Consider the following 12,931-nt stretch of genomic DNA (forward strand, 5'->3'; position numbering starts at 1 on the left):
TGTTGTTAGTATATTGATGTTGTTGATGTTTTCTGTTTAAAAAAAATGATTTAAAAAAACCTAAAACATCAGTTAAGATTGCAAAATTAGTGATTTTTATTTCACGATGTTGACAATATTCGGTTGAGTGTCAGTTTTTGTGAAGACTAATTTGTTAGAATGCCACATTTTGGAAACTTCAAATTTTTGTGGCGTCCAATTGTATTCGATTCTGATGGTGTCGTCATCGATAACTGGCGTTTTATCATTCATTTTTGTGAAACGCATAATCATGCTCGAATAATAACTTTTGGAATCTGGATTGATCGAATCTTTTATCAAGCGCGTTGCACCAGCCACATATTCGACATAGCGGATGGAATCGCTGTTTATTAAAATCGAAGAATTAACAGGTTTTTGATCTGTATCAGCCAATAAATCTAGCAAAGCAACACTCGTGTAGTTGCCAGCAATTTTTGGTTTTAGTAAGTCTTTACCATCTGCATTTTTAACATAGATATTAAGGACTTGGTCAATCTGTTGGATAGATTCTTCATCTTGACGACAAGCCAAAAGACTAAAAATGGCGATAAGAAAAATTGATATTTTTTGTTTCATCACGACAAAGATAAAAAGATATCAACGAATAACTTAGTTTTCAAAATATTTTTGATACCATAATTCGAAAGTGACAAGTTGCCAAAGCCTTACATAATCCATTGGTTCTTGCGCTTCTTGTTGCCATTTATCAATAATTTCAGAATTAAAGAAACCACGTTTTTTTAGATTTTTTAAATTTTCCGAAACAAAATTTTTAGCTTTATCATTGGATTGAATAAAATAGGCAAGTGGAAAACTAAATCCTTTTTTGGGCATTTCTAAAACTTCTTTTGGAAGAAAATTTTGTGCTACTTTTCTTAATAAAGGTTTATTGATAATGCCGTTATAACGAATATTGATAGGCAATTGCGCAACATAATCTATCAATTTGTTACTTAGATATGGATAGCGAAATTCGATGCCATATTTCATGGCGCTAAGATCGTCTCTAAAAACATGATGTGACGATAAAGAATAGGCTATGTCGTATTCGAATAGACCTTCGTAATTTTCTTTATTCGTTAAATGAAATTTGTTTAAATTAAAATTATTTTTGGATTTAATCTCGTTTGAAAATATTAACATTGCTTCAGCTGGACGCATTCCGGATTGACTTTGACGGAAGAAATCAAACATTGAATCTTGCGAAAAATAGTTTTTTACTTTCTGCGAAAATTTATCATTTGTAAAAATAAAATTCTTAACAAAGTTGAATTTTTTAAGTTTTTGCCATTTTCCAAGTTTTAAAGAATGCTCGTAACCGCCAAAAAGTTCGTCCGCGCCATTACCACTTAATACCACTTTGTAGCCTTTCTGATTTGCAAATTGAGCGGCATTTATTAATACTTCGAGACTGCAATAAGGCTCTTCAAAATGCTGAATATTTTCTTTCAAATTGTTGAGAACTTCCTCGTCATCAACTTTTTTTATAAGATGAGGTATTTCTAAAGTTTTTGCAACCAAACTTGCATTTTCGACTTCTTGATCGGAGAATTTATACGAAATTGTGAACGCCGTAATATCATTATGAAATGCTTTCGACTTCGCAGTTATTAAAGTAGAATCGATACCACCACTCATCATACTTGCCACAGGCACATCTGCAAAAAGCTGTTCGTCGACGCTTTCCCTTAATAATTGATCAACTTGTTTTTGCGCTTCTTCTGAGCTAATATTTGTATTTTTAATAGTTGAAAGTTCCCAAAAAGATTGGGTTTTTGTTTCAAAATTCTCTAAGTCTATCGACATCCAATGGGCTGGTTTCAAAGAATAAATCTCTTCAAAACAGGTGTCAGGAGCCAAGGTTGTTTGGAAAAGAAAATTAGTGTAAATACCACGCCAGTTGATTTCGGGTTTTATCCAATCTGCTTTTAATATTGCTTTTATTTCGGAAGCCCAAATAATATTTTCATCTTTTTTTAGTGAATAGAAAAGTGGTTTTAATCCCATTCTATCTCTTGCAAGTAATATTTTTTTTCTTTCTAAATCGATGATGCTGATGGCGAACATACCATCTAATTTTTCAAAAATCGCTTCTTTCCAATGTAGATAGCCGTTGAGGATAACTTCGGTGTCGGTTTGACTTAAAAATTGATAACCTAAATTTTCTAGTTCGACACGGATTTTTTTAAAATTATAAATCTCACCATTAAAGTTAATAATACATTTACTATCCGATGTTGACATTGGCTGATGCCCTTTTTCTGATAAATCCAAAATTGAAAGCCTTCTAAAACCAACAGCAATATTGGAGTTTTCGCCTTCTGTAAGAAGTGTCTGTTTTGATTTAATTTCTGAAATGCTATCAGTTCCCGAAAAGAAACTTCCATTGTTGAGATCACCAAGCCAAAAACCTTCGTCATCGGGACCACGGTGCACAATAGCTTTATTCATCTCCAAAATATTTTTGGAAGAAAGCTTTTTATTAATTGAAAAATAACCAGTGATACCGCACATTAGGAAAGTTTTTTTGATTCGTAAAAATAAGCAATTGCTGGTAGAATGCCGGATAATGTAAGACAGCCAAATGTGATGTATGCGACACCAATTAACCCAAATTTCGGAATTATTAAGTATAATGAAACTGAAGTCAAAAGGAGCATTAATACGGAGATTTTTAAGTTCCACATAGATTTTCCAATAGAAGCTAGCATGTACACAAACAAAACTCGGAAAATTAAAGACATAACTGCCGCCAATAATAGAATGTTATAAATTGTTGTATCTGCATATTGCTTTCCGAAAATTCCTAGAACTTGTTTGCTGAAAAAATAGCCAACTAAATATATAGCAACACCAACAATGCTAAATAATTTCAAGTAATTAAATACAAAGTGGTATTGGTATTTTCGGTCTCTGTGATGTTGACAAAGTTTTGGATATTCAGTTTGCATAAAAATAAAACCTAAAACTAAAATATTCATTGGGATCATCGTACTAACTTTGTAATGTGCAACATCGGCATCGGTCATCAACCAGCCAATAAAAAAAATATCAAGGATAAAAACCAGCTCGCCAACTTGCGTTGTTAAAGCCGTTGTCGAAGAAAAATTCCAAAATTCTTTTTTATTAAAATTCTGTAAATGATTGCTTTTAAAACTTAAATTAAACTTTCGATCAAACAAAAGATACGAGAAAGGTGCAATAACCAAACTAATAATAAAGCCTTCGAAATGCCAAAAATAAGTAAGCGCCAAACTTAAAATCAAACTTAAAACAGAAATAAAAATGTCTAGTTTAGCATAAGATTCGTTATCGAGATTGGCTCGATACTCTGCTTTTTTCTGTTCAGATAGATATAAGCCAAGAAAGCGAATGAGAAATAAGGTAATAAGATATATTTTTGAATGTTCATCCCAGTACAGAAATCCTGCAACGAGAAACATAATTGCGGTAAGTACGAAATTGTAAATCAATCCATAAGAAAAAGCATAAGAAAAAAAACGCTCTTTTTCTTTTTGATCATGTATTGTGGGACCGTATTTTAAAACACCTTGTGCTGCTCCAAATCCTGAGATTGCTAAAAATATTCCTAAAAAATTTAATGCAAAAGTGGCCATCCCAAACTCCTCCATTGTCAACATTCGCGCTCCAAAAAGACTTATAAGAAATGACGAAATTCTGGATACAAATAAGGATGCGCCAACCCAAATTCCTTTTTTTGCGACGAAATCTTGGATGAAGCTTTTCATGGATTAAAGCACTCGTTGTAAATTTTAGTAAATTGATTCGAAATAGATTCTTTTCCGAAGGTTTGGACGGCATAGGTATGCATTTCTTCTATACTTGCAGTTTCTAATTTATTATCTAAATATTGTGTTAGCGTAGCGTAAAATATATCGTTATTTTCCTTTGGAATTAAGACGCCAAATTTTTCTGGAAAGAATTCCGAAATTCCTCCAACATCAGAACTAAATACAAAGAGGCCAACACTCATTGATTCATTAATCACACAAGGCTGATTTTCGTATCTACTGAAAAGGATGAAGGCATCTGAAGCTTGCATTTTTGCAGCAACTTCTTTGTGAGATAATGTTCCAAAAACAGAAATTTTGGAATCTAAATTATTTTTTTTGATGAATTCTAGGATTGGCTTAATATCTCCATCACCACCTATTGAAAGTCTAAAGTTGTAACCTGCATTATGTAGTTTTAAAAATGTGTCTAAAATTGCAGGTATGTTTTTCATGTAAGTTAAACTCGAAATATGTAAAAATTTGGCAGGCCGAGATTCAATTTTCCTTTTTGAAAAAATGTCTGTATCAACAACATTTGGCACAATAGAAATTGGCGTTTTGACTCCCATATTTCTAATGCCTCTTTTCAGTCGATCGCATACTGGAAGAATATGATTGGCATTAGTTGCTATCTTTTTCGCAATGTTTTTCCCAAAATAACCACTTGAGTCGGTTGCATTCTCTTGAAAAGCTGTCCAATGCTCTGTTACAACATATGGTATCTTGTATTTCTTTTTTAGGTGAACAGCAAAAAGCATGTTATTGTGCATGACATTCGCATGGACAATGTCGGGTTTTTGCATAGTTTGAAAGCCTAATTTGTAAGCCTTCATTCTTCTTCTAAAATTGGTAAGCGAATTCTTGGTATTTTTATAATAAACGATTAGGGTTTTAAGACCATTGATTACTTTTTCATCGAATAGATATTTTTCCTTTTGATTAGGATCTCCAATCGCATGAAGTACTTCTACATGATGTTGCAAAGCCACGGCTTCTGCGTGGCGTTGTACAAAATTTCCGTTGGTCGGTTCCAATTTATTTGGATACCAAGAAGAAATAAAAAGAACTTTCAAATGTTACTAAATATTATGCGCCCAACTTCTGCTGAGTGGCTGTAAAAAATGACTTAAAAAATCTAAATACGTATTTTTAGAAAAATCAAAAACCTCGATGTCACGAGAAAGTTCGCCAGATCTTATTTTGTTTTTAAAATCAAGAAGTTTCAAAGTTTTTACTTCGCCGTTTTCAACATAGCTAGCTTTCATTCTGTCAAAAAGTCCAAGCTCATATTCTTTATCGAATTCGCGCATAAGTCCTCCTAGAGCATCAATACTGCAACCAGAAGCCATTTCTTTTTCTTCATCAACGCATACAACAATGAATTGATTTTTTTCAATCTTGAAAGACGCTTCCAGCGGTTTGCCATGTGCAGCCCAAGTTGATAAAAATTCGTACAGACGCTCGGCAATGTCTTTTGCTTCTTTTGGTGAGAAAGGACGAGATGCCGGATATATAATGACTCTGTAGTCGTTGGTTTCTACAATGCTAGATTCTTCAATTTTCATGTCAGAATGGTTTTAAAATTAAAGTATAAAATTACGAATTATTATTTAGTTTTAATATTGACAAAAAATAAAACCCAAGCAAAGCCCGAGTTTTAATAATATCTTGAAACTTATTAAAGTCTACAAATCGTCAGCTTCGGCAAGAAGTTCGACAATGTCTTTAACTTGTACTTCTTCATTTTTATTGAAGTGTTTAACACCATCGGTCATCATGGTGTTGCAGAATGGACAACCTGTGGCGATAACTTTTGGATCTTCTTTAAGTGCTTCTTCTGTTCTTTCCACATTGATGTCTTTATGTCCTTTTTCTGGCTCTTTGAACATCTGCGCACCACCAGCACCACAACAAAGTCCGTTGGTTTTGCAACGCTTCATCTCTACCAATTCGGCGTCAAGCTTTTCTAAAAGCATTCTTGGCGCTTCATATTCACCGTTACCGCGACCTAGATAGCATGGATCGTGGAAGGTAATTCTTTTCCCTTTGAATTGTCCTCCTTCAATTTTTAGACGTCCTTCTTCCATTAATTGCTTAAGGAATTGCGTGTGATGAAGAACTTCAAATTTTCCACCTAGACTTGGATATTCGTTTTTTAAAGTATTGAAACAATGCGGGCAAGCCGTTACAATTTTCTTAACATCGTAAGCATTAAGAATTTCGATGTTGGTTAATGCCATCATTTGGAAGATAAATTCGTTACCAGCACGTTTTGCCGGATCGCCAGTACAAGATTCTTCCTGACCTAGAACAGCAAATTCTACACCTATTTTGTGTAAAATTTTACAAAAAGCTTTGGTGATTTTTTTTGCACGATCGTCAAAACTTCCTGCGCAACCAACCCAAAACAAAACTTCAGGAGATTTTCCTTCGGCAGCATATTCTGCCATTGTTTTTATAGTGAAATCCATTTTTTTAATTTATCAATGTATCAGTGACACAATTTACCAATATCTTAAAAACCAAAAGCATCATTGGTAGATTGTTAAATTATTTAATTATTACATTATTCGGTTGCCCAATTCAATCTGTCGCTTTGGTTGTATTGCCATGGTGCAGCATTGTTTTCGATATTGGTCATCATTAAGTTAAGTTCTGTCGGCGCCGCAGATTGCTCCATCACTAGGAATCTTCTCATTTCAAAAATGATAGATAGCGGATCGAGTAGGATAGGGCAAGCTTCTGTACAGGCGTTGCAAGTTGTGCATGCCCACAGTTCTTCTTTCGTAATATAATCGTTTAACAACTTTTTGCCATCGTCAACAAATTTGCCACCGTTGGCATCCATATTTTTGCTCACTTCTTCTAGACGGTCACGTGTTTTCATCATGATAAGGCGTGGCGAAAGTTCTTTGCCTGTAATATTGGCAGGGCAACTTGCAGTACAACGTCCACATTCGGTACACGAATAGGCATTAAGAAGTTGAACTTTATTTAAATCAAAAATATCTTCCGCTCCGAATTTTGCTGGCGCTTCGTCGGCTCCTTCAGTTGGTGCTGCGTAAGGATCGGCGTTTGGATCCATCATCAATTTAATTTCTTTGGTAACAGATTCCAAATCGTTGAATTCTCCTTTCGGGTTTAGGTTGGCATACCAAGTGCTTGGGAATGCCAAAATAATATGCAAATGTTTAGAATAGTAAAGATAATTCATGAAGAATAAAATCCCCACAAAATGGAACCACCAAGCGAATTTTTCAACAAAGATTAAGAAGCCGTCATCAAAACTAAACCACTCCAAAATCGGTACGATGAATGCATTACTAATTGGGAAAGATCCTACAGCATGATAAACGCCTCGAGATTGTAGAATAGATTCTGACGCATTTAGCTTGAAGAAAGCCATCATTAGCGCAAATTCGATAATCAAAATCCAGTTAGCGTCATCTTTTGGCCAACCGAAAAGTTCTTTCATGTTAAGACGTTTAACACCGTAAAAATTTCTTCTAATAAAGAAAACGACTACGCCGATAACCACCAATAAAGCTAAAACTTCTAAGGTCGCAGTGAAGAAATCATAAATCGAGTCTCCTAAAATCGAATGTAAGAAACGGTGCGTTCCAAAAATACCGTCAACGATAATTTCTAAAAGATCGATATTGATAATGACAAAACCAATATAGACAAATAGGTGAAGAATCCCAGCAACGGGACGTTGGCCCATTTTGCTTTGTCCAAGCGCCACACGTGTCATTGTTGCCCAACGTTCGGATCTTCTGTCGGATCTTTTAATGTCTCTACCAAGGTTGATATTTCTGTAAATCTTTTGTAAGCTTTTTGCAAACATGCCAAAGCCAACGATAAGGAGAATTACAAAAATGATGTTGTCAATATACTGCATATCAATCAAAAATTATTTTTTACCAAATACGGAAATGTTGATATAACGCTTAGGATTTGCTTTAAGGTCTTCTATTAAAGCATTAAGGTTACTAGATGTCTTGTTCAGATTGTTGTAAAGGTCTTCATCTTTGGTAAGTTTTCCAAGAGAACCTTCGCCATTTTGTATGCCTGCAATAACAGAATTGAGTTTGTCAGCAGTCGTGCTAAGATTGTCAATCGCAGAGTTAAGTTTTTTAACATCTACATTGTCTGCAACATTCCCAAACTTTTCTACTGTAACTTTTGTCGATTTAACAGCGTCATTCGTGTTATCCAAAACTGACTTAACACCAGCTTCGTTATTTGCTAACATTCTGTTGGTTTGGTCAGCGGTAACTTTAAAAGCCGAAACAGTGTGGTTAAGGTTTGCTAAAAGCACTTTTATTTGTTGACGATTTTGCTCATCTACAATCTTATTAGCGCTTACCATTGTCGAATCTAATTTTGTCAAAACACTTGATATTTGATCTTTAACAGGACCAACTTGTGATGCCAAAGAGTTAAACATTGATAATCGGAAGTTGCCTTTAAGTGTATCACCATCTTTTGCTAAAACATTTCCTTTTGCAAGATTTATTCTAAGCTCTTTGCCAGACATAAGGCCTGGTTCAAAAATTTCAACATTTGAATTTTTTGTAAATTCAAATTTGTCATCAACAGTAATCTGAACGACAAAATGTATATCGCCATTAGCGGTTGGTACTGGTTTAATCTCAGAAACTTGTCCAACACGTAAACCATTTATAGAAACTGGGTTTGACTTTGCTAATCCTTCTACATTATCATATTTGATGTAATATTGATTGTCTGTAGAAAAGATATTTTTCCCTTTCATGAATTGAAACAATATGGTAAAGGAAATAATCGCAAAAATTGCAATAAGACCAGCTTTTAATTCTTTACTAAACTTCACGTAAATAATATTTTTTAGGTTACAAATATAAGAATATTGCAGTTAATATTCTTTCTAAATAAAAACAAGAAAGCGACCTGCAAATTGCAAGCCGCTTTCTTTATAATTTTGAGTAATTTCTTACTATTGATGTCCTGTTTTGTCCCAAACTTCAATTCTGTAATCTTTGATGTCAGCGTTATCTTGGAGAGATTTAAGATAACCTTGTCCGAACATATTACTGTTTTGTTGTTGGATTGCATCTAAAACTTGCTTAGCATCGCCAGGCATTTTGTTGCTCCTGATTGACTTTCGTTGTACAACAAAAACACCTGCCATGCCTTCAATAGGTTGAGAGATTTTGTTGTTTGCAACACCGAATGCAGCACCTGCAACTCTAGATTCCATAGATCCACCAATGTTGGCATTGAAGAAGTTGATGTCAGAATTTGCTTTTGTTGTGTTAAACAATTTCGCAATTTGATCTAGGCTTCCCGCTTTCGCTGCATTTATTTTGTCAATGATCTTTTTAGCTAGTAATTTATTTTTAACAATCGGTTCGATTTGTTCTCTTACACTTTCTGGGTTAGCAAGACCAGCATCTTGTTTACCAACTAGGTAAGCAACAATACGATCTCCTGTACCATCAACGGTAAAGATGTCGCTATCGCCGATTTCTCTTTTCTTGTCAAATGCCCAAGTTAAGATTTCGCCATCTTTATCAGTTCCTAAACCAGGTAATTGTCCTTGAAATCTTGTAACTGCTTTAGGATTTTGCATGTTGAAACCTCCTTTTTTAGCAATGTTACTAAACTCGTTAAAGCTCTTACCTTGGATTTGTTGGATGAATCTAGTTGCTTTGTTGTGTACCTCGCTTTCAGTTTTGTCAGAGGCTTTAATCGCTTTTGCTAAATGCGCTACTTTGTAAGCCATAGCACCAGATTTTTTATCATCAACTTTTATGATGTGGTAACCGAATTGCGTCTCAGCAAGTCCGATTGAGCCTTTGCTGTTGTTTGCTAAGAAATTAAGATATCCTGGCGCAAATTGCGATTCTGGTGTTGTCCAACCCACGCTACCTTTTCTTTCTACAGCGTTAGGCTCGTCAGAGAATTTTAAATCTTTATCAAAATTAGAAGCATTAGATTTAACATCAGCTAAGATGCTATCAGCTAATTTTTTTGCTTGCTCTTTAGTTCTTGTCGCAGCTGATCTTTCAGCGCCTTTGTAGCCAATTAAGATATGGCTTGACATTGTAGAATCCGTCGGCTTCTTATCTATTAATTTTGAAACGATGTAATAATTTTGCTCTTTGTAAGGTCCAAAAGTTTGTCCCACTGTAGCACCTGTAATTTTATCCTTCAAAGATGCTGGCAATTGCTCGGGCTTTAGATACTGAGGCATGTAAGGCACGTCAGAGTTCAATTCCACAAACATTGAGTCGTTCTTTGTGTTTTGGAAATTTTCAGTTCCGTTAGAGGCATCAGATCCTTTTAAGAATAACTTGTTAAGCTCGTTAAGAGAGGCTGCATCATCCTGTGCGCTTGGTGTTGCTGGGAAGTATACATAACCAATGTTGCGGTTAGCATCAACTTTGAATCTTGTTGGGTGCAACTTGATATAATCTGTAAGATCTTGCGTTGTTACTTTTGTAGGATTTGTTTTTTCGAAACTTGTATAATCTACTTTTACATAGTCAATATTTGCGATTTCGTCACGTTGTTTGATAACAAGATCCGCTTCTTTTTTGCTAGCAGTTATACCATTTCCTATGTTTCCGAAAAGAATTCTTGCCATCATTCTGTACTCGATAGATTTTTTGTTTCTAATCCAAGCGTTGTACATTTCTGCTTGACCAGATTCTTGTAGACCTTCGATTTGTTTTTTGATGTCTTGAAGTTTGAAGTTTCCTTTTTCGTCAAAGTTAGACGGGTTTTGTGCAAACATTGGATCGTACTGAAGTTGACTCCAGAACATATCGTCCGTTAACTCAAGACCTAGTTTTTCAAATTCTTGTTTAATCAATTTTGACTGTACCAAAACTTGCCAAGCTTGCTCTTCAAGTCCATTTTGAGGTTGTCCTTGTTGTTGCGCTTGCTGCTGAAGTACAAATAATTGGTCGTTGAACTCGTCACGGCTAATTTCTTCACCATTAACTTTTCCTAAAATATTAGGGTTTTTACCAAAAATTTTATCGATAGAATCTGGATTTACCAAGAAAGCTAATAAAGCCAAGGCAATAACACCCATCAATAACCAAGGTCGTTTTCTAATCTCTCCTAAAACTGCCATTTTTTGTTATGTGTTTATAATCAATCCGCGAAAATACATATTTTTGAACTAAAATGAAAAATTTGTTTTAAACTTTTATCATTCTCAAAAGTCTTTTATGAAAAAGCCACCGAAAAAATAATTTTCGATGGCTGATATATTTTCACTATTAATGCTTAATGACCGCCATATTTTTTGTCCATAATCTTATCACGCACTTTTCCTTCTGTTTGGAAGAGTTTGAGGACTTGTTGTGGCGTCAATATTTTTAAAAACTTATCGGCATATAATTTTCGGTTATCTAAAAGTTGTTTGCCAACTTCAAAACTTTCATCAAGTTTTTGCTTAGCCTCATCATGGCTAAGTTTGTCGATGTTAACTATTCCTTTAAATTTATCTTTAATCTGTTTTTGATTATTAGTGTATTGTTCAAAAATTTCTTTAAACTCGGCTTCAGATTCTTTCGGAATATCTAATTCTTCAAGGAAAATATCCTGTTTTACCGTTTGCATGAATTGTGACCGTTCCCGAGGACTCATATTTTTCATCATCTCGTGACGTTCTTCCTTATTCATCCCTTGCCAATTGGACATGTTTTGCATTTGGTTCGGCGCATTACGGACTCTGTCATTTTGCATTGGCGAAAGGCTTGTTGTGCCAAGACTTCCTCTTTGCAAAGTATTGCCAAGGTTTTCTGATGACGTACGATTTCTATCTGTACTTCCTCCACGGCGCTCGGTTTGCGCATTAATTTGCGCCATCGAAGAAACTAATATTAAACTAAAAAATAATTTTTTCATAACTCTCTTTTTTCAACTAATTGTAAAGGTCAAGATAAACATCCTGGTCCACAGTTTTATCAAGGTCGCTGACTTGGTCAGGCGTCATAACCGCAAGAACTTGTGTAATTTTCGCATCCGATTTACTAGCTTTTGCAAAAGAAGCTTTTGGCGTCGCAGAATTAACTTTAGTGTAAGCTAGATCTTGACGTTCAATTGGTTTATTTGTAATCCTATTATTGTGCTCAGTTGTAGTAGGATGTTTGCTTTCTGTTGTAGGGCTTTCTTGTGGAGTTGATTTAGCTTGTGGCACGTTATATACAGCTAAAGCTTCATCATTTTTTATTGTATAACTGCTGTCAACAATGTCTTTGTTTTTTGCAATAGTTGTGTGTTGATCGGTGTTTTGATTGCTAATACTCCAGATGCCAAGACCTCCGATAGCTGCTATTGCCGCAGCGGCTGCCCATTTAAAATTAAGTGGAATTATTTTAGCTTCTTTCTTTTGAGGAATGGTCTTGTTCAAAACATTATTCTGCATTTCCGCAAAGAAATCTGGCGGTGTTGCAAAACTGTTTTTACGTTCAAGATTTTCTATATCAAAATTTTTCATCATCTATTTATTTTACTAAAATTCGCTAGAATAGTTGTCTTTAATAAAAGTTTCAATTTTTTCTTTCGCGTAGTGATAGTTCGTTTTTAGCGTGCCAACGGACATGTCAACAATTTTTGAAATTTCTTCGTATGGCAAATCGTCATAATATCGCATCGTGAAAACCAATTTTTGTTTCTCAGGAAGGCTTTGTATAGCTTTCTGTAACAAAAGTTGAATCTCGTCGGCGTCTTTTTCTGCGTTATCAGCTACCAAATTCTGCATGTAGTAATCTGCATCTTCATCCGCTTTTTTCATCTTTTTCATTTTGTTAAGTTGTTGAAGCGCTTCGTTGGTTGCAATCCTATAAAGCCAAGTGTACAACTTACTATCTTGTTTGAATTGATGAAAATTCTGGTAAGCTTTAATAAACGTTTCCTGCAATACATCTTGCGCCAAATCGTGATCCACAATAAGTCGTCGAATATGCCAATACAATCGACTTTGGTGTGTATCCATCAATGCGCGAAGCCCCTTTTCTACAGTTTTTGGCTGTAACATTAGCTTGAGAATGTCGTCGTCGTTGAGCTTCATTGAGATGTTTCGTTAGTTGGATACTTTTAACAAGCCAAAGTTAAAA

At 34.9% G+C, this 12,931-nt stretch carries 12 protein-coding genes; all 12 read right to left on the reverse strand.

Features of this window, described 5'->3' with window-relative positions:
* Nucleotides 1-96 precede the first annotated feature (96 nt).
* The 12 genes from AC23MB_RS01855 to AC23MB_RS01910 all read right to left on the reverse strand — a co-directional run bounded on the left by AC23MB_RS01855 (nucleotide 97) and on the right by AC23MB_RS01910 (nucleotide 12,885).
* Nucleotides 97-597: a hypothetical protein gene (locus AC23MB_RS01855; protein WP_487786393.1), complete on the reverse strand. Its 501-nt coding sequence runs from the start codon at nucleotides 595-597 to the stop codon at nucleotides 97-99.
* Between the two features lie 33 nt (nucleotides 598-630).
* Nucleotides 631-2,535: an asparagine synthase (glutamine-hydrolyzing) gene (gene asnB, locus AC23MB_RS01860; RefSeq protein WP_487786394.1), complete on the reverse strand. Its 1,905-nt coding sequence runs from the start codon at nucleotides 2,533-2,535 to the stop codon at nucleotides 631-633.
* Nucleotides 2,535-3,770: an oligosaccharide flippase family protein gene (locus AC23MB_RS01865; RefSeq protein ID WP_487786395.1), complete on the reverse strand. Its 1,236-nt coding sequence runs from the start codon at nucleotides 3,768-3,770 to the stop codon at nucleotides 2,535-2,537. The genes asnB and AC23MB_RS01865 overlap by 1 nt, the downstream gene beginning before the upstream one ends.
* Nucleotides 3,767-4,888 (reverse strand): glycosyltransferase, encoded by a 1,122-nt coding sequence (locus tag AC23MB_RS01870; protein ID WP_487786396.1) that lies wholly within the window; start codon nucleotides 4,886-4,888, stop codon nucleotides 3,767-3,769. Before AC23MB_RS01870 ends, AC23MB_RS01865 begins: the two co-directional genes overlap by 4 nt.
* Nucleotides 4,889-4,894: 6 nt before the next feature.
* Nucleotides 4,895-5,380 (reverse strand): hypothetical protein, encoded by a 486-nt coding sequence (locus tag AC23MB_RS01875; protein WP_409507854.1) that lies wholly within the window; start codon nucleotides 5,378-5,380, stop codon nucleotides 4,895-4,897.
* 120 nt (nucleotides 5,381-5,500) lie between these two features.
* The gene (locus AC23MB_RS01880; protein WP_487786397.1) at nucleotides 5,501-6,286 is read right to left on the reverse strand and encodes a (Fe-S)-binding protein; all 786 of its coding nucleotides are present in this window, start codon (nucleotides 6,284-6,286) and stop codon (nucleotides 5,501-5,503) included.
* A 95-nt stretch (nucleotides 6,287-6,381) separates the two neighbouring features.
* Nucleotides 6,382-7,716 (reverse strand): 4Fe-4S dicluster domain-containing protein, encoded by a 1,335-nt coding sequence (locus tag AC23MB_RS01885; protein WP_487786398.1) that lies wholly within the window; start codon nucleotides 7,714-7,716, stop codon nucleotides 6,382-6,384.
* A gap of 12 nt (nucleotides 7,717-7,728) precedes the next feature.
* Entirely contained in the window at nucleotides 7,729-8,670 is a 942-nt protein-coding gene (locus AC23MB_RS01890; protein WP_487786399.1) for an MlaD family protein, read from the reverse strand.
* Between the two features lie 123 nt (nucleotides 8,671-8,793).
* Complete coding sequence (locus AC23MB_RS01895; protein WP_487786400.1) at nucleotides 8,794-10,941, reverse strand: peptidylprolyl isomerase; 2,148 nt, start codon at nucleotides 10,939-10,941, stop codon at nucleotides 8,794-8,796.
* Between the two features lie 155 nt (nucleotides 10,942-11,096).
* Nucleotides 11,097-11,720, reverse strand: a complete 624-nt coding sequence (locus tag AC23MB_RS01900) for a hypothetical protein (protein ID WP_487786401.1) — start codon at nucleotides 11,718-11,720, stop codon at nucleotides 11,097-11,099.
* Between the two features lie 16 nt (nucleotides 11,721-11,736).
* On the reverse strand, nucleotides 11,737-12,315 hold the full coding sequence (locus AC23MB_RS01905) for a hypothetical protein (RefSeq protein ID WP_374329676.1): 579 nt from the start codon (nucleotides 12,313-12,315) through the stop codon (nucleotides 11,737-11,739).
* Nucleotides 12,316-12,327: 12 nt separating this feature from the next.
* On the reverse strand, nucleotides 12,328-12,885 hold the full coding sequence (locus tag AC23MB_RS01910; RefSeq protein WP_313027056.1) for an RNA polymerase sigma factor: 558 nt from the start codon (nucleotides 12,883-12,885) through the stop codon (nucleotides 12,328-12,330).
* Nucleotides 12,886-12,931: the final 46 nt, after the last annotated feature.

It is taken from the genome of Soonwooa sp. T0.1_25 (assembly GCF_057652215.1).

Bases quoted from the DNA above. Each gene is read 5' to 3' on its own strand.
- AC23MB_RS01855 (WP_487786393.1), bottom strand. From the start codon at position 597: ATGAAACAAAAAATATCAATTTTTCTTATCGCCATTTTTAGTCTTTTG.
- asnB (WP_487786394.1), bottom strand. From the start codon at position 2,535: ATGTGCGGTATCACTGGTTATTTTTCAATTAATAAAAAGCTTTCTTCC.
- AC23MB_RS01865 (WP_487786395.1), bottom strand. From the start codon at position 3,770: ATGAAAAGCTTCATCCAAGATTTCGTCGCAAAAAAAGGAATTTGGGTT.
- AC23MB_RS01875 (WP_409507854.1), bottom strand. From the start codon at position 5,380: ATGAAAATTGAAGAATCTAGCATTGTAGAAACCAACGACTACAGAGTC.
- AC23MB_RS01880 (WP_487786397.1), bottom strand. From the start codon at position 6,286: ATGGATTTCACTATAAAAACAATGGCAGAATATGCTGCCGAAGGAAAA.
- AC23MB_RS01885 (WP_487786398.1), bottom strand. From the start codon at position 7,716: ATGCAGTATATTGACAACATCATTTTTGTAATTCTCCTTATCGTTGGC.
- AC23MB_RS01895 (WP_487786400.1), bottom strand. From the start codon at position 10,941: ATGGCAGTTTTAGGAGAGATTAGAAAACGACCTTGGTTATTGATGGGT.
- AC23MB_RS01900 (WP_487786401.1), bottom strand. From the start codon at position 11,720: ATGAAAAAATTATTTTTTAGTTTAATATTAGTTTCTTCGATGGCGCAA.
- AC23MB_RS01905 (WP_374329676.1), bottom strand. From the start codon at position 12,315: ATGATGAAAAATTTTGATATAGAAAATCTTGAACGTAAAAACAGTTTT.
- AC23MB_RS01910 (WP_313027056.1), bottom strand. From the start codon at position 12,885: ATGAAGCTCAACGACGACGACATTCTCAAGCTAATGTTACAGCCAAAA.